The following is a 19223-nucleotide window of genomic DNA, read 5'->3' as shown; positions in this document are numbered from 1 at the left end:
AAACAGAAACTTAAGGCTGTCCCGCCTAGCTTCGGGCTATGAACAGCACCCGCGCCGCTTCCGGCCGCGGCGGTCTCAATCGAGGCGGAGACAGGCGATGCCATCACTGGCGGCGAGCGCAGTTCTGCCCTGGCGGCTGAGGCGAGGGCGCGTGTCGTGATTCCCGCAAGTTCCGTCCGCAAAGCCGGAAGAACGATCCTGCGGAATGCTCCGCTGCAGATCGCATTGTTCTTCCTGCCCCTGGTCTGGATCGGCTATTTCGCGATCACGTCATCGGAACGGACCGATGCGGTCGAGCAGGCGCGGTCGCACGGCAACAGCGTCGCCGAATTGTTCGAGGAGAACACCGAGCGCATCTTCGAGCGCGTGGACCAGTCGTTGCTGGTGGTGCGAGCACTCTACGCCCAGGATCCGTTGACCTTCAGCCTGAAGTTCTGGTCCGAGAAGGCTCGCATCGCCACCGGCGACGTGGTCCAGTTCGCCCTGATCGGGTCGGATGGCTACATGACGGATACGACGACGGGCTATTCCGGTCCGCCGCTCTATCTCGGCGATCGCGAGCACTTCATTCAAACCATGTCGCAGGTCGACGATCGCCTCTACGTGGCGAAACCGGTTCTGGGCCGCGCGTCCAACAAATGGACCATACAGCTCGCAAGAAAGCTCTTCGATCTTGCCAGGAATCCCGTGGGCGTGGTCGTCGGCTCGATCAGCGTCGATGTCGTCGGTCGATTCTACGACACCGCAAAGCTCGGCGCTGGAGGAACGCTGGTCCTCAGAAATGCAAACCAGGTCGTGCTCGCCGCGCGGGGCATAAACCAGGACGCGGTGTTGGGGCAGCGTGCGCCGAACCGCGTCGAAGGCGAACTGCGGGACGGCTTCTACGCCCAATATTGGAACGAGAACCATCCCAACCGCGATGACCGGCTGGTGACCGCGCGCAGATCGCGGCTCTTTCCACTCATCTTCACCGTGGGAATCTCGGAGCGCGAGATCTATTCGCGCGCGGATACCAGGCAGAAGGTCTATCTCGGCGGCGCATTGCTGCTCACGTTCATCATCCTGACTGCGACCATGTTCCACTGGCGGCGCCGACAGGCGCTGGATCGCGCCCAGCGCGAGCTGCGCGAATTCGCCAGCAAGTTCGAAGACGCGCTCAGAAACCTTCCCCAGGGCTTGAGCATGTTCGACGGCAGCGACCGCCTGATCGCATTCAATCAACAATGGCTCGAACTCTATGGTCTCGTGCCGGAGGAGATTCGGATCGGCATGGACTTCCGCGAGGTGTTTGCAAAACAGACCGCCGTTCTCGACGTCGAGGCTTACCTGGTCGATCTGAAGAATCGGCTCGCCAAGTCGGAGCACACCTCGAACACCGTGCAGTTTCCGGATGGGCGGGTTGTCTATGTCTCCTACGGGCGGCGCGAGGGCGGTGGCTGGGTCGCCACCCATGAGGACATCACCGAACGCAAGGCATCCGAGGACCGGATCGAAAGGCTCGCCCATTACGACAGTCTGACCGGATTGGCCAATCGCAATCTGTTCAAGGAGCGCATCGACGAGGCACTCGCGACGTCCGGCTCCTCCGGAGCTCCCTTCGCCGTACTCCTGCTGGATCTCGACAAGTTCAAGTCCGTCAACGACGTGCTCGGTCACCAATGTGGCGATGCCTTGCTGAAGCAGGTCGCGGGCCGGATCAAGGCGCAGATCCGTGACGCCGACACGGCGGCGCGGATCGGCGGCGACGAGTTTGCCGTGATCGTTGCGCCGGGCCGGGGCGCGATGCACGACGGCGCCGCCAGCCTCGCCGCGCGGCTGGTTCAGGCCATTGCCGAGCCCTATCAGATCGACGATCATCCCATCGTGATCGGCTGCAGCATCGGCATCGCCGTGGCTCCCGAGCATGGCAGCCGCGTCGATGAGATCCTTCGTAACGCCGACCTTGCACTCTACAAGTCGAAGAACGCCGGCCGGAACTGCTTCCATACCTACTCGGTGGAGCTCAAGGCCGAAGCGGATCAGCGCAACGTGCTCGAGATCGAGCTTCGTGAGGCGATCTGGCGCGAGGAAATCGAAGTGTTCTATCAGCCTGTGACCGAACTCGGCACCGGCCGTGTGAAATCGGTCGAGGCTCTTGCGCGTTGGCATCACGGCACCAGGGGCTTCATTTCCCCCGCCGAGTTCATTGCGGTTGCAGAGGCGGGGGGACTGATCGTTGAACTCGGCAATCAGGTGCTGACCAAGGCGTGCCGGGATGCGATGACCATGCCGGACGACGTCAAGGTCGCGGTCAACCTGTCCGCCCTGCAGTTCGCCAGCACCAACCTCGTCGACACCGTGACGTTCGCACTGGCGCAGAGTGGACTTCCTCAAACCCGGCTCGAGCTCGAGATCACCGAGAGCGTTTTCCTCGCCGATACCCAGGAAAATCTCAAGACGCTCCAGCGCCTCAAGGCGCTCGGCGTCTCCATTGCGCTTGACGACTTCGGGGTCGGTTACTCGTCATTGTCCTATCTGACGGCCTTTCCGTTCGACAAGGTCAAGATCGACAAATCCTTCATCGACAGGATTGACCGCCGCGAGACCGTCGCCGTGCTGAAATCCATCGTGCAGCTTGCCGAGACCCTGAAGCTCTCGATTGTCGCCGAGGGTGTCGAGACCTCCGAACAGCTCAGACAGCTCCATTCGCTCGGAATTCCGCTCGGCCAAGGCTACTACTTCAGCAAGCCCGTGCCGCTCGCCGGCTTGTCGTGGCAAGCTCCCGCCACGCGGCGGAGGCGGCGGGCGGCGGCGTGAGGAGAAGGCAGGGCGCGGATCTTAAATTCGCGCGTCTATCCTCCCCCTCGGGGATGGAATTGACCGTCCCGGCTTCGCTCCCTTGGCGAGCTCCTTCCCACAGCCGTCTACGCGTGGCGCCTATGTCCATTCGCAATTGTGAGACTTGAGCACGAGCCGCGGTCCCGCCTCCGTGCTATTGCTGCTCCTCGCAATGACGCGAGGACATCCATGCTTCCCCTTCCTGCCGACATCTTCACCGAGCCCGAGGACGTCTCGCCCGACGGTCTTGCCAATCTCGGTCCGCTCCGCCGTCTCGCCGGCAGCTGGCAGGCGGACAAGGGCATCGACGTCAATCCGAAGGCGGAGGGGCCGGAGCGGCGCACCTTCATCGAGCGCATCCGCATGGATCCCATTGATCCGCAGGCCAACGGGCCGCAGCTATTTTACGGGCTGCGCTATCACATCCACATCAACACGCCCGAGGAGGACATCACCTTCCACGACCAGGTCGGCTACTGGCTGTGGGAGCCCGCGACCGGATTGATCATGCAGACGCTGGCGATCCCGCGCGGGCAGGTGCTGCTCGCCTCGGGCAAGGCCGGGCCGGACGACAGGAAGATCTCCGTCACGGCAAAGCGCGGCGACACTGCTTACGGGATCTGCTCGACCGACTTCCTGGAGCAGGCCTTCCGCACCGATTCCTATCGCTGCGACATCAGCTTCAACGACGACGGCAGCTGGACCTATCTGATCCAGACCGAGTTGTTCGTGCGCGGCGCGCCATTCAATCACCACGACACCAACACGCTCAAGCTCGTCGCGCCGCCAAAGCTCAATCCGCTTGCGGTGATCGTGAACGATCGCGCCAAGGGCGGCGGATCGGCGGCCTGAGACCGGAGGAATCACATGAAGCCTTATGTCATCTGCCTGATGCACGCCAGCCTGGATGGCCGCACGCATCCCAGTCGCTGGCGCCCGAAGGGTGCGGGCACGGACTGGTTCGAGAAGATCCATGACGAGCTCGGCGGCGATGCCTGGGTGATCGGCCGCGTCACCGGCTCGGAATTCGCCAAGGGCAAGCCGTACCCGACCGGGACGAGCGAGAAATTTCCGCGCGAAAACTGGTTCGCGCGACGCGATGCGAAAACCTATGGCATCGTGCTCGACGCGCAGGGCAAGATCGGCTGGGGCCGCTCCGATATCGGCGAGGATCCAATTGTCGTCGTGCTGACCGAGAGCGTGCCGGATTCGCATCTCGCAGGGCTGCGCGGCGAGGGCGTGTCCTACATCTTCGCCGGCAAGTCCGAGATCGATCTGGCGCTCACGCTGGACATTCTCAATCGCGAGCTCGGCGTGAAGCGTCTGCTGGTGGAGGGCGGCGGCGTCGCCAATGGCGCGTTCCTGCGCGCCGGTCTCATCGACGAATTCAATCTGATCCTCAGCCCCGCGGTGGATGGCGCGAGCGGCGCGCCCTTCGTGTTCGACTCGACGGCAGCGGACAGCCACAAGCGCGCGCCGATCACGGCGATGACCCTGGAGAGCACGCGAGAGCTCGGCGGCGGTGTCCTGCTGCTGCGGTATCTGATCCAGAACGATCCGCAAGCCGCGGCCAAGTAGCGCGTCGGCATGTCGCGACCATCGGAGCACATCGTCATCGTCGGTGCCGGCGCGGCCGGTCTGATGGCGGCGCGCGAGCTAGCGCGTGCGGGTAGACGCGTGACCATCCTGGAGGCGCGCGAGCGCTGCGGCGGGCGCATCCATCCGCTGCCGGCGGCGCAGTTCGGCTACCCCGCCGATGGCGGCGCCGAGTTCGTCCATGGCGAGGCGCCGGTCACGCGGACTTTGCTGCGTGAGGCCGGGCTGTCGCTTCAGGAGATCGAAGGCACGCAATGGAGCTTTGACGGCGCAAGCCTCTCGCGCGAGGACCGCCACGATCCGCACGAGGCGGAGCTGCAAGCCGCGCTGCGGGACTTGAAGGACGATCTCGCCGTCGCCGACTTCCTGCGCCGTCATTTTGCCGGAGAGGACTATGCGCGGCTGCGCCATTCCATCGAGCGAATGGCCGAGGGCTATGATGCGGCGGACCCCGCGCGCGCCTCGACGCTGGCGCTGCGCGAGGAGTGGATGGATGGCGGCCACTCTCCGCAGGCGCGCATCAATGGTGGCTATGGCGCGCTGATCGATTTTCTGGCGGCCGAGTGCCGCGCCCGCGGCGTTGCGATCCGGCTCGGTTGCGCCGTATCGGCGATCGTGGAAGAAGGCGGCGCCGTGGTGGTTCGCTGCGCCAGCGGCGATGGACTTACCTGCCATCGGGCGATCCTCACCGTGCCGCTGCCGCTGCTGCGCGAAATCGCGCTGCCGGCACACGTCAGCGCGAGGCTTGCTGCGACCGACGACATCGGCTTCGGCAACGTCATCAAGATCCTGCTCCGCTTCGCGCGGCCCTGGTGGCGCGACCGACAGGAAGACCTCGCCGACATGACCTTCCTGCTGTCGAACGAAGTGATTCCGGTGTGGTGGACGCGATACCCGGACCAGCATCCGCTGCTCACCGGCTGGTTCGGCGGCCCGCGAACGGCGGAGCTGTCGCATCTCGAGCCGCAAGGACTGATCGAGGCCGGGCTCGATTCGCTCGCCGCCATCTTCAAGCGACCACGCCAGGACATCGCGCGCGATCTCGTGGCGGCGGCTGCAACCAATTGGGCGCAGGATCCCTTCGCCCGTGGCGCCTATTCCTGGGCGACGCCACGGACGCGCGAGGCGCAGGCGGTTCTCGCTCGCGCCGACGGCTTGGTGCTGTTGTCCGGCGAAGCGCTCTATCGCGGCCGCGATATGGGCACGGTCGAAGCGGCGCTGACGAGCGGCCTGGAGATGGCAGAGATGATCTTGCGGAGCTAAGAAGAAGGCCCGCATCTCTGCGGGCCTTTTGTCTCACCAGCGTCCGCCGCCGAAGCTGAATGTCACGCCGGGACCGCCGCCGTAATATCCGTACGGGCCGCCGCCATAATAGCCGTGGTGCCGCGGGTAATAGCCGTAGCTGCGGTAATACGGGCGATAATGGCCGTAGTGATGGCGCCAGTGATGATGGTGCCGATGGCCATAATAGTGGTGCCTGTACTGCGCGCTGATGTCGGTCGATCGGCTGCCTTGCGCGTTCTGCTTCGCGCTCGAACTATTGGCCGCGTTCGCCGCCGATCCGCCGGCGAGCGCCGCAGCACCGATGGCTATCGCGACAAAGAGATACTTCATGTCATCACTCCAGTTGAACGTCGTGTGACAACAGATGAGCATCCGGCGCGTTCCGGCCAATGCGGGCGTCGAAACGACGCAGCATGCGACGTCCGGTTCGCGTGAAGGATTGCGTGTCGTGGGATTTATTGCCGCAGCACCGACGTCGATCGCGATGCTGCCATCACCTCGCCTCGATTGATGCGTTGGCGACATCTTTGATGACGATGCGCGGGCGGCAAGGCTGCCGTTACTTGAACGGATCCTGGATCGACGGCGCCGATTGCCGGATGCGGCGCACGCTGACCGGCGTGCCGTCGGAGACGAACAAGAGCTCGTATTTGCGGCCTTCGCTGTCGGTGGCGGAGCAGGTGACGTCGTTCACCTTCCTGGCGGCGAAATTGCCGGTCTGGCGGCAGACCCCGGTGGAGGTCTGCTCGGCCGGCACCGGCAGGCCATCGACCTTCGGACGGTCCTTGGAGTTGAGCAGCATGCGGTCGATCGGCAACTCGTAGGAATTGTCGTCGGCGCGCTTGCCGTTCTCGCCGGAGAACGACACCACGTGATTTGCGTCGGCGGGATCGTCGACCGCGACCGCGAAATTGACCCGGCCCTTGTCGCCATGGGCGTAGGCCACCGTCTTGCAGCCATAGGTGCGCCCGGCGACCTTCAGCGTCTTGCACTTGCCCGACATCAGCGCCAGCAGGTCGATAAAGGAATTTTGCTGCACCAGCGGATTGTTGACCGGGATGGCGGAAGTCTCGGCAAAACAAGGGCTTGCCAGGGCAATGAGAGCGGCACCGAGGGCGGGTCGGCGGAGGCGCATCGGAAGGCTCACATGCCAGGGAACCACGGGAAAGTTCCGTCCGATAACCATCGAACCGCAAATTGGTTGCGATCCCGTTTGTCTTGCCGAACCCGATTGGAATACCACCGCGCCACCCCAACGGCGATTCGCGAGATCGCCCCAAATCCATCCGGTGGCACTTGCCGTCAGGCCGGTGTTTTTTTCGTGGCAGGGCTAGCCCATCGCCGCCTGCCAGCGCCTATCGCGCAGGGACGGGCGGCGGTGCAGGCGAGCCTCGAGCAGGGCGTGGGCACGCGGCAGCTCGTCGCTGCGCATGAGGGCGACGACGTAGGTATCCTCGATCAATTCGCGCTGGGCGTGACTGCCGCCGATGCGCACGACGTCAGTGAGAACCGGCGCGAGCGTTTGCACGCAGGCCCTGTAATCCTCGTCTGCAAAGGCTAGAAGCGCGCGGCAGATCGCGGGCACCACCGGGCCGGCCGGCAGCTTGCCGTCCGCGAGCCGCTGCTCGATCACCGCAAGGCGCGCGGCAAGCGCCTTGTGGTTCTGCGTTGCGGCGGCGAACAGCGCCATGTGGACGTCGGCGAACGGCAGGCCGGATTTCGGGAATAGTTTTTGCGCGGCGGCGTCGGCATCGCGCCAGAGCGCCTCGGGCACGGCATGGCCGTAGGCCGACAGGCGCCACAGCAGCGAGGCGCCATCGGTGACGGCGTTGAGCGGTGGCGCCTGCGTGACTGACGGCTGAAGCACGTCGGCGTAGATCGACAGCGCCCGCGCTCCATCGCCGTGCTCGAGCGCGCCGAGGGCCTGGTGCCAGCGGATGTGGCCGTGCAAAATTCCGGCGCGGTCGTAAGTGGGGATCCAGTCGTCGACGAGGCGATCGGCGTCGTCGATCGCGCCGTCCTCGAACATCGCATGCAGCACGGCATGCGCGGCATGGGCGTTGGCGCGACGCAGATTGAAGCCGCGCTCGGTGACGCTGCGGCCGTGAGCGACATCGCCGTTCTCCGTCATCGCCCAACCATACATGGTGAGGAACCACCAATCCTCGCCATAGTGCTGCGCGACGCTCGCGCAGAGCTCATGCCGGGCGCGATCGTGATCGGCCATGCCGGAGAATGCGAACAGACCGAACGCGCCGAGCGGCAGCGATAGCACCAATGCATCGCGCGGCCATGTCTCGACGTGCTTGCGCATCGCTGCCATCGCCTCGGGCAGCCGGCCCTCGATCGCCAGCGCCAGCGTCTCGACATGGGAGCGCTCGCGCTCCGTGCCGCGTTTCGCTGCGCGTTCGCGTGCGACTGCGGCCTTGCTGCGCGCGAGATCGCCCTGCTGATAGAAGGCATGCACGCGGGCGCGGGCGATATGCGCCAGCGCAAAATCCGGGTCGGCCGCAATCGCGCCTTCCAGCGCCTCCACCGTGCCGGTCCAGCCCGCGAGCATAAGGTCGACGCCCTCGCGATAGGCGGATGCCGCCGCATCGGATGTGGTGGAGAGCGGCAGGCCGTAGCGGTCTTCAAGCGCCATGGTCGTCTCCGGAGTTCAAGCCGTCCGCGCGCGGCGTCCCTCGATCGGATAGGCCGGATCGTTGTACCCGGGCGTCGAGGGATGGCCCGGCACGACCAGCCGGTCGATCAGCGCCTCGTCCTCCGCGGTGAAGCGATAGTCGAGCGCGCGGATATAGTCGTCCCATTGCTGCTCGGTGCGGGGACCGGCGATGATGGAGGTTACGAAGGCGGAGTTCAGCACCCAGGCGACCGCGAACTGGCCGGCGGTGATGCCCCTCTTCTCGGCGTGGGACTTGATCTGCTGCGCGAGCTGGAGCGATTCCGGCCGCCATTCGGTCTGCATCATGCGGGTGTCGTTGCGGCCTGCGCGCGTCTCCTTGTCTGGCTTAGCATCGGGCTGGTACTTGCCGGTGAGGACGCCACGCGCGAGCGGGCTGTAGGGCACGATGCCGAGGCCGTAATAGGCGCAGGCCGGGAAGTGCTCGACCTCGGGCATGCGGTTCATCGCGTTGTAATAGGGCTGGCTCACCGCGGGGCGGTCGATGCCAAGCCGGTCGCAGATGTTGCAGATCTCGGCGACGCGCCAGGCGCGGTAGTTCGAGACGCCGAAATAGCGCACCTTGCCCGCGCGGATCAGGTCGCCCATCGCGCGCACCGTCTCCTCCAGCGGCGTCGCATGGTCTTCCTTGTGCAGATAGTAGATGTCGATGTGATCGGTGCCGAGCCGCGTCAAGCTCTCGTCGGCGGCCTGCAACACCCAGCGCCGCGACAGGCCGCCGCGATTGGGATCGTCGCCCATTTCGTTGTTCATTGGGTTAGCGAGCTTCGTGGCGAGCACCCAGGCGTGACGATTGCCGGCAATGGCGCGGCCCACGACCTCTTCGGACGCGCACTTCGAATAGGCGTCCGCCGTGTCGATGAAGTTGATCCCGGCATCGAACGCTTTCGCGATGATCTGCTTGGACGCGGCTTCATCCGTCGGCCCGCCGAACATCATGGTGCCGAGACAAATCGGCGACACTTTCAGGCCGCTGCGGCCGAGCTGGCGGTATTGCATGGGGTGCTTCCTCAACGCTTGCGTTGGTGCCAGCATAGCCAGCTACGTCAGTCATTGCGAGCGCAGCGAAGCAATCCAGAGCTGCGTCCGCGGAAAGATGCTGGATTGCTTCGCTGCGCTCGCAATGACGGTGTGGGGTACGCTCATGCCTCACAATCGGTGTCATCGCCCGCGAAGGCGGGCGATCCAGTACGCCGAGACGCCTGCAACTGATCGAGACGCCGCGGCGTACTGGATTCCCCGCCTTCGCGGGGAATGACAGCGGTGGGTGTGGTGCGCAGCGTCGGTCCGACGAGACGCGCCTTACCCCGGCCCCTTCAAAATCTTGAACACGCCATTGGCCATCACGATGCAGCGATCGTCTACCGTCACCTCGGTGCTCATGAAGATGAGGCTGCGGGTCGAACGCACCACGCGCGGGCGGGAGATTAGGATGTCGCCGATCTGGCCGGCCTCGACGAAATGGGTGTCGAGCTGCACCGTCGCCATGAACTCCTTGCCGGAGAGGTAGCGGGCGGTCATGCCGCAAGTGCGGTCGGCGAAGGTCATCATCACGCCGCCCTGGACCATGCCGCGGCGGTTGTGGTGCTTGTCTTCGGTGGCGAGGGCGAACTCGTAATGGCCGTCGATCTTGCGCTCCCACAACGGGCCGATCAGGTGCATGAAGCCCGTGGTCTCGAGGATGGTCCAGCCGTCTGATTTCAGCCTTGCGGCGGCCTTGTTGGTCATGTCGTCGTCCATTCCGGTGCGGACCTTGCGATCTCATTTCATCGAGGCCGGACGTGGTGTAGTCAAGCATCATGAGACCGTTCGACGATGCCACACGGCGGAATATCGCGGATGCCTGCGCGGCCTTTGCGCGGCTGCCTGAGGAAGAAGCGCAGCCGGCATTGAAGCGTGCCGCGGTTGCGGTTGCGCTGACCGCAGCAGGCGAGGGCGACGAGACTGCGCTGCTGCTCACGCTGCGCGCATCGCACTTACGCGCCCATCGCGGCCAATGGGCCTTGCCGGGCGGACGCTGCGACGCCGACGAGACGCCGATCGAGGCGGCGCTGCGCGAGCTCGACGAGGAGCTTGGGCTTCGTCTCACCGGCGCCGACGTGCTCGGCACGCTCGACGACTATCCGACACGCTCCGGCTATCTGATCACGCCGGTCGTGGTCTGGGCCGCCGAGAGCGCCGCGATCAGGCCGAACCCGGACGAGGTCGCGTCTGTCCATCGCATCGCGCTCGCCACGATCGAGCGCGATGACGCCTTCGACTTCATCGCGATCCCCGAGAGCGCGCGCCGCGTGATCCGCTTCCATCATCAGATGAGCCTGATCCACGCGCCGACGGCGGCGCTGATCTACCAGTTCCGCGAAGTGCTGGCGGGCCGGCGCACCCGCGTCACCGAGCTGGAACAGCCGGTGTTCGCCTGGAAGTGACGATGGTAAACGGCGCGTTAACGTGACGGTTACCGGATGCCTGCTAAGAGGGCAGCATGCATCACACACCGATTCGACGCGCCCTGACGCTGGTTCCATTCGCGCTCGCGCTGCTCGCGCCCGCCGCGCGCGGCGGTGGCGCCGACGCGCTGCCGCCCGCTGTCAGCAATGCCAATGCTCAGCTGTTGTCGCAGTTTTTTGCACAAGGCGGGGCCTCGCCGGCCGTGCTCGAATATCGCCGCAAGCTCGCGGAATACCAGGCGGCGCGCGCCGCCTTCGACGCCGAGGCTGGCGCCTATTGGAGCCAGATCTCCGAGAAGCGGAAAACCCGCAACGCCAAGCGGCGGAGCGGGCAGCAGGTGACCCTCGATGATTACGTGCTGGAGCATCCGCCGCTTTATACCGGGCCGAAGCGGCCGGTGAACCCGGAGCCGGAGGAAGCGCCGGAGCGTCCGCCCCGAAAGCCCATTCCGGTGGTCGCTGATTTCCTGCGCGCGGCGCAGGAGCTGTACCAGTTCACGCCGCAGCGCCCGACCAGCGAGGTCGAGTTCAAGCGCGCCTATGCGCGCTATGCGCTCGCCTCCGGGCTGACGCGCGAGCAGGCGGTGCGAGTCTATTCGTTCGAGACCGGCGGTACCGGCAGTTACGACGTGCAGGCGGGCATAGAGCACGGCGGCAAGCGCGCGATCTCGACTGCGATGGGCTACAACCAGCTCCTGACCACCAACAGCGTCGAGCTGCTGGCTGAGCAGGGCCATGAATTCATCCGCGCGCTTTCGGACAAGGTGGCGCGCAGCTCAGGGCCGGCGCGCCAGTCGCTCGAGCACAAGCTCGCTGTTCTGAAGAAAATGGTCGCGCATGCGAAGTCGGTGCCCGACACCTGGTCGGAGCACGAGAAGATCGGCAACACCGCGCAGGGCTGGGCCATGCATGCGATGGTGCTCGACGTCGACGTCGGCCCGATGCTGCAGACCCACAAGCTGCTGACCTCGGTGCTGTTCGCGCGCGCCAAGGGCTACGCCCGCCCGCTCACCGCGGCCGAGCTCGAGATGATGAACCTCACCGGCGACGGCACCGGCCTCGACATGGTGACGATGCCGCAGGCGATGCGCGAGCAGGTGCCGACTTCGAACTTCTTCCAGCGCGGCGGCTACGAGCGCAACCCGGTCGCAATCCGCCACAACACGGTGGCGAAGCTGCTGGCCGTGACGGATGAGCGCATGGATTCGAACGGCAGCAAAGCCGGCGCAAGGGAGCTGGCAGGGGTGTTTCAGATATCAGGTGTCGTCCCGGCGAAGCTGCCGTAGGGTGGGCAAAGCGACTTGTCCGCCGTAGCTCGAAGAGCCGAAGGCGGAAGCGTGCCCACCATTCTCGATCGGAATGTGCTGATCGATGGTGGGCACGGCGCTGCCGCGCCTTTGCCCACCCTACAGTTTCTCGACTCTGTCATGCCCCGCGGAGGCGGGGCATCCAGTACGCCGCGGCGTCTCCGTATCCCATCGCTGTCTCTGGAATACTGGATCACCCGCCTTCGCGGGTGATGACACCGAGTATGGGCGCGCGGCCTTGTCCTACTGATCCGGCCCGAACTTGAACTTGCCGTCGCCTTCGAGATACGGACCGGTGCGCATGTAGAGCTGGCCGTTGTGGCCGATGAAGAACAGCGTGCCCTTCGGCACCTTCTTGGCGCCCTTGAGCAGCTCGCCGGCGTTGCTGGTGCCCATCTTGTAGGAATAGGTCTTGCCGTCCCTGTCATAGGCGTAGCCCATGTCGGGCTTGAGCTCCCACGGCGTTGCCGGGACTTGCGCCAATGCGGGCACGGCAAACGCGCCGAGCATCGTGACGAGTGCTGCTGAAGCAAGTGCAAATGTCTTCGTTGAAAATGCCATCATCCATCCTCCCCGTCGCTGGGGTGTCGGCTTGAACAAATCACGAACGGCATTTCCGGGTCAATTTGCGAAAGCGCCGCAGCGCATCACGTCCTGCCCAGCAGTTTGTGATTTTCCCTTCGTCCCCTCGCGACTATGTTCCGCTTTCCGTCTAGAACGCAACTCGACAAAATGATGGGTAGGGGATGATTCGGATGCGCCATGTGATCAAACTTTGCTGGGCTGCTGCATTGTCGTTGACGGCGCTGGCGCCGGCCGCGCGGGCCGATGACTACCAGCTCAGCCACAACCAGCGCATTTCGTGCAGCCGCGGCCTTGCCCCCGGTAAGCTGAACACCGCCACCTGCAAGTCCTACACCTATCTCTTCAACACCAAGACCTCGGAATATTTCCGCTGCCAGGTCTCGCTGGCGCTGACCCGCGACAACAAGGAAGTCATCAACGTGCAGACCGACGGCGGCTGCACCAAGAAGCCGCGCATCTTCGAGACCGACGGCAAGTACGATTTCGACGCCACCGAGACCGAGCCGCCGAACACCAACTCGTTCTTCGGCCCCGGCGGCTATTCGGTCTGGGCCACCGACGTCAGCGCGCAAAAGGTGCGCGGCTGCATCATCATCTCCTCCGGCCTCGGCTCCGACATCTCCAAATGCCTGGACATGACGTTCCAGTAAGTCCTTTCCGGCGACGGTGCGCTCCCTCCCCCGCCTGCGGGGGAGGGTTGGGGAGAGGGTGCTTCCGCAATGGGACAATCCCTAAGAGGAGAAAGCCCTCACCCGCGCCTTCGGCGCGACCTCTCCCGCAAGCGGGAGAGGTGACGGAGCCTGCCGCGCGAGTGATTGAAACTCATCTCGGTTCGTTCTGCTGCGCCACCTCGCCGCACCGCCGGGTTCCCAAAAATCCAGCCGGAACGGCCATTTACCGCAGTCCTGTTTTGCCTTTTGGATGGGTTGACCCGCTGCCCTCATCCGGCCAATTTCGCCGCCGGTTTGGGGAGTACAACAACCATGAAACGGACGTTCTTCGGCGTGGCCGCGGCTCTTGCTCTGGCGGCGTCGGCACCTTGCGCACATGCGCAATCCTTCATCAACGTGCTGACCGGCGGCACCTCCGGCGTCTACTATCCGCTCGGGGTCGCGATCGGGAAGATCTACGGCGACAAGATTCCGAACGTGAAGACGCAGGTGCAGGCCACCAAGGCGTCGGTCGAGAATCTCATCCTGCTGCAGCAGGGCCGCGGCGAACTGGCGTTCACGCTGGGTGACTCGCTGAAAGCGGCCTGGAACGGCGAGGAGGAGGCGGGCTTCAAGACCAAGCTCGACAAGCTCAGGACCATCGGCGCGATCTATCCGAACTACATCCAGATCGTCGCGACCACTGAGTCCGGCATCAAGACGCTCGCCGACCTCAAGGGCAAGAGCCTGTCGGTCGGGGCACCGAAGTCGGGCACGGAGCTGAATTCCCGCGCGATCCTCGCGGCGGCCGGCATGAGCTACAAGGATCTCGGCAAGGTCGAATATCTGCCCTTCGCCGAATCCGTCGATCTCATGAAGAACCGCCAGCTCGCTGCCACGCTGCAATCGGCGGGCCTCGGCGTTGCCTCGCTGAAGGACCTGTCGACCTCGAGCCCAATCACGGTGGTGTCGGTGCCGAAGGAGACCGTCGACAAGATCGGCCCGCCCTTCATCTCCGCGATCATTCCGGCCAACACCTATACCGGCCAGGACAAGGACGTGCCGACGGCTGCCGTGGTCAATTATCTCGTCACGAGTTCCGCGGTATCTGACGATCTCGCCTATCAGATGACAAAACTGGTCTACGAGTCGCTCCCCGAGCTCGCCAACGCGCATGCGGCCGGCAAGGAGATCAAGCTCGAGACTGCGGCCGCCGGCAGCCCGGTTCCGCTGCACCCCGGCGCGATCCGCTATTACAAGGAAAAGGGGCTGATCAAGTAAGACGCTTGTCATAGCCGGGCTTGACCCGGCCATCCATCCTAAAAGGATATCGTCTTTCGATGGATGCCCGGGTCAAGCCCGGGCATGACGTATTCAGGGCACAGCGCGAATGCTGTAAGAACGCCCCATCAGGGCGCGGGAAAACATCAATGTTGCAGACAGAGGGCACCGAAGCTGCGCCCATCAAGGTCGAGTTCGACAATTTCGAGCACGGCTTTCCGGAAGGCTTTGGTCCGGGCTGGTGGGGCCATCTCGCCTACTGGATTGGCATCGCGTTTGCGACCTTCCAGCTCTATGTCGCCGCCTTCAACTATTTGCCGAGCCAGGTGGTGCGCGGCGTCCATGTCGGCTTCCTCGTTCTGCTCACCTTCGGCCTGATCGCCAATTTCACGGCGAAGAGCAATTTCGGCCGCGCGCTTGGCTGGCTGATCGGCGGCGCGGGTTTCTTCTGCGGCCTCTATCAGTGGATCTTCTACGCCGATCTGATCGCCCGCGACGGCGATCCGACGCGGCTTGATCTCGTGGTCGGCACGCTGCTCGCGGTGCTGATCTTCGAGGGCACGCGGCGGCTGATGGGCGCGGCGCTGCCGCTGATGTGCGGCGCGTGCCTTCTCTACTGGTTCTTCGGCCAATACCTGCCGTCGCCGCTCAACCATCGCGGCTATGATTTCGACCAGATTGTCACGCATCTGTCGTTCGGCACCGAGGGCTTCTACGGCGTGCCGATCTACGTCTCGGCGACCTACATCTTCCTGTTCATCCTGTTCGGCTCGTTCCTGGAGCGCGCCGGCATGATCCAGCTGTTCACCGACGTCTCGCTCGGCCTGTTCGGCCGCACCCGTGGCGGACCTGCCAAGGTCGCGGTGTTCGCTTCGGGCATGATGGGCACGATTTCCGGTTCGGGCGTCGCCAACGTCGTCACCGTCGGCCAGTTCACGATTCCCTTGATGATCAGGTTCGGCTATCGCCGCGCGTTTGCGGCGGGCGTCGAAGCGACGGCCTCGATGGGCGGCCAGATCATGCCGCCGGTGATGGGCGCGGTCGCCTTCATCATGGCGGAGACGCTCGGCGTGCAATATTCCGAGATCGTCAAGGCGGCCGCGATCCCCGCCATCCTCTATTTCGCCTCAGCGTTCTGGATGGTGCATCTGGAAGCCGGCAAGCATGGTCTCACCGGCATGAAGCGTTCGGAAACCCCGAGCGCCTGGAAGGCGCTGGTGAAGGGCTGGTATCTCGTGCTGCCGCTCGCAGCCCTCGTCTACATGCTGTTCGAAGGCTTCACGCCGCTCTATGCCGGCAGCATGGGCCTTGCGCTGACGGTGGCACTGATCCTTGGCACCAGCATCACGGCCGGCGTGTCCGCGACGGTCATCCGCTACATCTTCTGGATCGGCCTCGCGCTGGTCGTCGCCGCGCTGTCGCGTGATGGGCTTCAGATCGTGCCGGTTGCTTGTGTCGTGGTCGGGCTGATCGTGATCACCGCCTTCGTGCGCGGCGGCTTTGCGGCGTTGCGTGCCTGCCGCGATGCGCTTGCTGAGAGCGCCAAATCCGCCATCACCGTCGGCATGGCCTGCGCCATCGTCGGCGTCATCATCGGCATGATGTCGCAGACCGGTGTCGGCACCATCTTCGGCGGCTGGGTGATTGGCCTCGGCGAAAAGAGCCTGTTCCTGGCGCTGATCATGACCATGCTGCTGTCGATCCTGCTCGGCACCGGCATCCCGACCATCCCGACCTACATCATCACCGCCGCGCTCGCCGCGCCGGCGCTCGCCAAGCTCGGCGTGCCCCTGATCGCGAGCCACATGTTCGCGTTCTACTACGGCATCATGGCTGACCTCTCGCCGCCGGTGGCGCTCGCCGCGCTTGCGGCGGCGCCGATCGCGAAGGAGAATCCGGACAAGATCGGCTGGGAGGCGATGCGCATCGCGCTCGCCGGCTACGTCATCCCCTTCATCTTCGTCTACTCCCCGGCGTTGATGCTGCAAGCCGGCGATCCCATGGCGGCCAAGCTCGGCTTCTACGGCGCGGTCGCGCTCGCGAGCTTGAAGGCGCTGGTGGCGATCGCGCTGTTCGGCATGGTCGCGATCGGCTTCCTGTTCACGCGGCTGTCGCTGATCGAGCGGCTGGTCGCGCTCGGCGCCGCGTTCTGCCTGCTCGGCGACTTCCCGTTCAGCGATACTGCCGGCTTCGTGCTCTCCGCGGCGCTCGTGCTGTGGCAATGGCGGCAGCGCCCGCCTGTAACGGTCGAGGCGGTGTGAGCCTCTGCTTCGCAACAGCAGGCGGCGTGAAGGCGCTGGCGCTGTCCGCCTTCACGTTGGCCTGGACCCATTCGATCGCGAAGGTCGAATGGCAGGAAGATTGGCGGGTCACGCCCGCCGGTCTCGAATTGGTGCAAGCCCGCGTCAAGGGCACCGGCCCCGGCATGGAGCCTCCGCCCGAAGCGCGGCTGATTGGCGGCTGGTTTCAGTGGCGGCCGGACCGCGCGCCGATGCCGGAGGTGGTGCTGGGCAATTCCGGCGCGGCGGGAGAGTGGCGGCTCTGTCATGACGGCAAGTGCCGGACGTTGTCGGAGATTGTGGGGCATCCGATCGGTGCTAACGTCACCACGATGAAGATTTGCAACGATCCGTAGCCCGGATGGAGCGCAGCGCAATCCGGGGACGGTGATCCCGGATTACGCTGCGCTCCATCCGGGCTACAAGAACAACAAAGGAGAAACGCGATGGATCGGCTCAAGGGCAAAGTTGCGATGGTGGTGGGCGCCGGCTCGATTGGACCCGGCTGGGGCAATGGCAAGGCGACCGCTGTGGCCTTTGCGCGCGAGGGCGCGCAGGTTTTTTGCGTCGATCGCAACGGCGCGGCCGCCGAGGAGACCGCGAAGATCATCACCGATGAAGGCGGCAAGGCGACGGCGTTCACGGCCGACGTCTCGCGGTCTGCCGAGATCGAGGCGATGGTGGCGGCGTGCCTGAAGGCCCATGGCCGCATCGACGTGCTCGACAACAATGTCGGCATCGCCGAGATGGGCAGCGTGGTCGAGGTGACCGAGGAGAGCTGGGATCGCGTCTTCAGCGTCAACCTCAAGAGCGCTTATTTCGCCATGAAGCACGTCATTCCCGTCATGGTGAAGCAGGGCGGCGGCTCGATCATCAACATCTCCTCGATCGCCTCGATCCGCCACATGGGCATCTCCTACGTCACCTACGGCACCTCGAAGGCGGCGATGAACCAGATGACGCGCACCACCGCGATCGAGTTCGCGCGCCACCATGTGCGGGTCAATGCGATCCTGCCCGGCCTGATGAAGACGCCGATGGTCGAGCACTCCGCCGGCCTTGCCGCGAGCTATGCCAAGGGTGACGTCGAGGCGATGTGGCGCGCGCGCGACGCGCAAGTGCCGATGGGCCACATGGGCGATGCCTTCGACGTCGCCAACGCCGCGCTGTTCCTGGCGTCGGACGAGTCGAAATACGTGACGGGGATCGAGCTGGTGGTGGACGGCGGGATCACCTGCAAGGCGGGGGCGTAGTCCCATCTCAGCCTTCGCCGTCGTCCCGGACAAGCGCGCCCAAAGCGCGCGCCGATCCGGGACCCATACTCCCAGGCCGGAGTTGTTTTGCTCAACGGTAACTCCGAGTCATCGTTACCGCATCTGCCTGTGGTTATGGGTCCCGGATCGGCGCTCCGCTCCAGTCAACGCTGCGCGTTGTCTGGGGCTGCGCTTGTCCGGGACGACACGGAGTGTTGGGTTGCTTACTGCGCCAGCGCCAGGATCCCGCCCGCAAACGCGTGCCAGGCCGCCGTCTCGCTGACCGGCCAGTTCAGCACCTTCACCACCAGCAGCGCGAGCGTGCCGTAGACGTAGACCGGGTGGACGCGGCCCTCGGTGCGCCAGTCGCGCACCATGGCGACGACGAGCAGAAGCGAGGCGACGACAGCCGGCGCGATGGTGACGGGCACCGGCGGCGGGCCCGGCGGTCCGGGAGGGGCGAGGAAGGTGAGGAACCAGCGCGCGATCGCGGCATCCAGAATCGAGACCGCCGCCAGCAGCATCAGGCGCTTGTGAATCTCGGGCCTCCGCGTGTTCATGATCGCCAGCACGAACACCATTGCGAAGAACGCGATGCCGCTCATCGGCACGATCGAGAACGCGATGCCGGCCTCCTTCTGCCCGAGCGCTGCGGAATGCTGCATCACATGCACGGAGGCGAGGAACCCGAAGATCGTCATCGCGGTCGCCAGCGACACGCCGGCGATGCCGAGCGAACGGTGGTTGACCACACGGCCGGACGCTGCGAGCCAGGTCTGGAGCACGAAATAGAGCGACCAGGTGAAGAACAAGAGTCCGTGAAAATGAATCACGGGGCTCGCCGAGAACGTCCGGTTGGCGAGTGGCACCCAATAGGTCGGTGCAAAGCCCAGAAACGCCGTGGCGGCGCAAGCCAGCGCCATATGGAAATAAAAATATCGTGCAGGCGACGCATCTCGCGCGCGGACACGACGGTCGTCGATCAGGGTCGTCATCTGGAATGAGTCTGGGGAGGAGCGGTTTGGTTCAAACGCCCGCCGT

At 64.8% G+C, this 19223-nt stretch carries 18 protein-coding genes; 11 read left to right on the top strand and 7 right to left on the bottom strand.

Going from position 1 to position 19223, the window contains the following annotated elements; genetic code table 11:
- The first annotated feature begins 225 nt into the window (after positions 1–225).
- From BLV07_RS49855 to BLV07_RS35540, 4 genes are all read left to right on the top strand, one after another.
- On the top strand, positions 226–2796 hold the full coding sequence (locus BLV07_RS49855; RefSeq protein ID WP_143035586.1) for a bifunctional diguanylate cyclase/phosphodiesterase: 2571 nt from the start codon (positions 226–228) through the stop codon (positions 2794–2796).
- Between the two features lie 210 nt (positions 2797–3006).
- Positions 3007–3669, top strand: coding sequence for an FABP family protein (locus tag BLV07_RS35550; RefSeq protein WP_091895158.1), 663 nt, complete (start codon positions 3007–3009; stop codon positions 3667–3669).
- Positions 3670–3684: 15 nt separating this feature from the next.
- Positions 3685–4395: a RibD family protein gene (locus BLV07_RS35545; RefSeq protein ID WP_091895157.1), complete on the top strand. Its 711-nt coding sequence runs from the start codon at positions 3685–3687 to the stop codon at positions 4393–4395.
- Positions 4396–4404: 9 nt separating this feature from the next.
- A complete protein-coding gene (locus BLV07_RS35540) occupies positions 4405–5676 on the top strand; it encodes a flavin monoamine oxidase family protein (protein WP_091895156.1) in 1272 nt (423 codons plus the stop codon).
- Between the two features lie 33 nt (positions 5677–5709).
- On the opposite strand, the gene BLV07_RS35535 is transcribed toward BLV07_RS35540, so the two are convergent.
- From BLV07_RS35535 to BLV07_RS35515, 5 genes are all read right to left on the bottom strand, one after another.
- Positions 5710–6027: a hypothetical protein gene (locus tag BLV07_RS35535; protein WP_176945968.1), complete on the bottom strand. Its 318-nt coding sequence runs from the start codon at positions 6025–6027 to the stop codon at positions 5710–5712.
- A 229-nt stretch (positions 6028–6256) separates the two neighbouring features.
- Positions 6257–6832 (bottom strand): hypothetical protein, encoded by a 576-nt coding sequence (locus tag BLV07_RS35530; protein ID WP_176945967.1) that lies wholly within the window; start codon positions 6830–6832, stop codon positions 6257–6259.
- A gap of 195 nt (positions 6833–7027) precedes the next feature.
- Positions 7028–8341, bottom strand: a complete 1314-nt coding sequence (locus tag BLV07_RS35525) for a tetratricopeptide repeat protein (protein ID WP_091895152.1) — start codon at positions 8339–8341, stop codon at positions 7028–7030.
- A gap of 15 nt (positions 8342–8356) precedes the next feature.
- Positions 8357–9379: an aldo/keto reductase gene (locus tag BLV07_RS35520; protein WP_091895145.1), complete on the bottom strand. Its 1023-nt coding sequence runs from the start codon at positions 9377–9379 to the stop codon at positions 8357–8359.
- Between the two features lie 303 nt (positions 9380–9682).
- Positions 9683–10108, bottom strand: coding sequence for a PaaI family thioesterase (locus tag BLV07_RS35515; protein WP_164935146.1), 426 nt, complete (start codon positions 10106–10108; stop codon positions 9683–9685).
- A 68-nt stretch (positions 10109–10176) separates the two neighbouring features.
- On the opposite strand from BLV07_RS35515, the gene BLV07_RS35510 reads away from it, so the two are divergent.
- Both BLV07_RS35510 and BLV07_RS35505 read left to right on the top strand, forming a co-directional pair.
- On the top strand, positions 10177–10806 hold the full coding sequence (locus tag BLV07_RS35510; RefSeq protein ID WP_091895142.1) for an NUDIX hydrolase: 630 nt from the start codon (positions 10177–10179) through the stop codon (positions 10804–10806).
- Positions 10807–10862: 56 nt separating this feature from the next.
- On the top strand, positions 10863–12113 hold the full coding sequence (locus tag BLV07_RS35505) for a hypothetical protein (protein WP_091895141.1): 1251 nt from the start codon (positions 10863–10865) through the stop codon (positions 12111–12113).
- A gap of 264 nt (positions 12114–12377) precedes the next feature.
- Here BLV07_RS35505 and BLV07_RS35500 read toward each other — a convergent pair whose 3' ends face one another.
- Positions 12378–12695, bottom strand: coding sequence for a hypothetical protein (locus tag BLV07_RS35500; protein ID WP_091895202.1), 318 nt, complete (start codon positions 12693–12695; stop codon positions 12378–12380).
- A gap of 194 nt (positions 12696–12889) precedes the next feature.
- Between BLV07_RS35500 and BLV07_RS35495 the strand changes: the two genes are divergently transcribed.
- From BLV07_RS35495 to BLV07_RS35475, 5 genes are all read left to right on the top strand, one after another.
- Positions 12890–13369, top strand: coding sequence for a hypothetical protein (locus tag BLV07_RS35495; protein ID WP_091895130.1), 480 nt, complete (start codon positions 12890–12892; stop codon positions 13367–13369).
- Positions 13370–13702: 333 nt separating this feature from the next.
- Entirely contained in the window at positions 13703–14650 is a 948-nt protein-coding gene (locus BLV07_RS35490) for a TAXI family TRAP transporter solute-binding subunit (RefSeq protein ID WP_091895128.1), read from the top strand.
- 149 nt (positions 14651–14799) lie between these two features.
- Entirely contained in the window at positions 14800–16911 is a 2112-nt protein-coding gene (locus BLV07_RS35485) for a TRAP transporter permease (protein ID WP_091895125.1), read from the top strand.
- The gene (locus tag BLV07_RS35480) at positions 16872–17285 is read left to right on the top strand and encodes a DUF1850 domain-containing protein (RefSeq protein ID WP_091895123.1); all 414 of its coding nucleotides are present in this window, start codon (positions 16872–16874) and stop codon (positions 17283–17285) included. Before BLV07_RS35485 ends, BLV07_RS35480 begins: the two co-directional genes overlap by 40 nt.
- Before the next feature lie 90 nt (positions 17286–17375).
- Positions 17376–18182 (top strand): SDR family NAD(P)-dependent oxidoreductase, encoded by an 807-nt coding sequence (locus BLV07_RS35475; protein ID WP_091895122.1) that lies wholly within the window; start codon positions 17376–17378, stop codon positions 18180–18182.
- A gap of 224 nt (positions 18183–18406) precedes the next feature.
- Here the strand turns inward: BLV07_RS35475 and BLV07_RS35470 are convergent, their stop codons facing one another.
- Entirely contained in the window at positions 18407–19177 is a 771-nt protein-coding gene (locus tag BLV07_RS35470) for a hypothetical protein (RefSeq protein WP_091895121.1), read from the bottom strand.
- Between the last annotated feature and the right edge of the window lie 46 nt (positions 19178–19223).

The sequence above is a fragment of the Bradyrhizobium sp. Rc2d genome (assembly GCF_900099855.1).
Classification (GTDB): domain Bacteria; phylum Pseudomonadota; class Alphaproteobacteria; order Rhizobiales; family Xanthobacteraceae; genus Bradyrhizobium.
The sequence above is the reverse complement of the archived record's forward strand: the minus strand, read 5'-3'. Positions and strand labels throughout refer to the sequence as shown.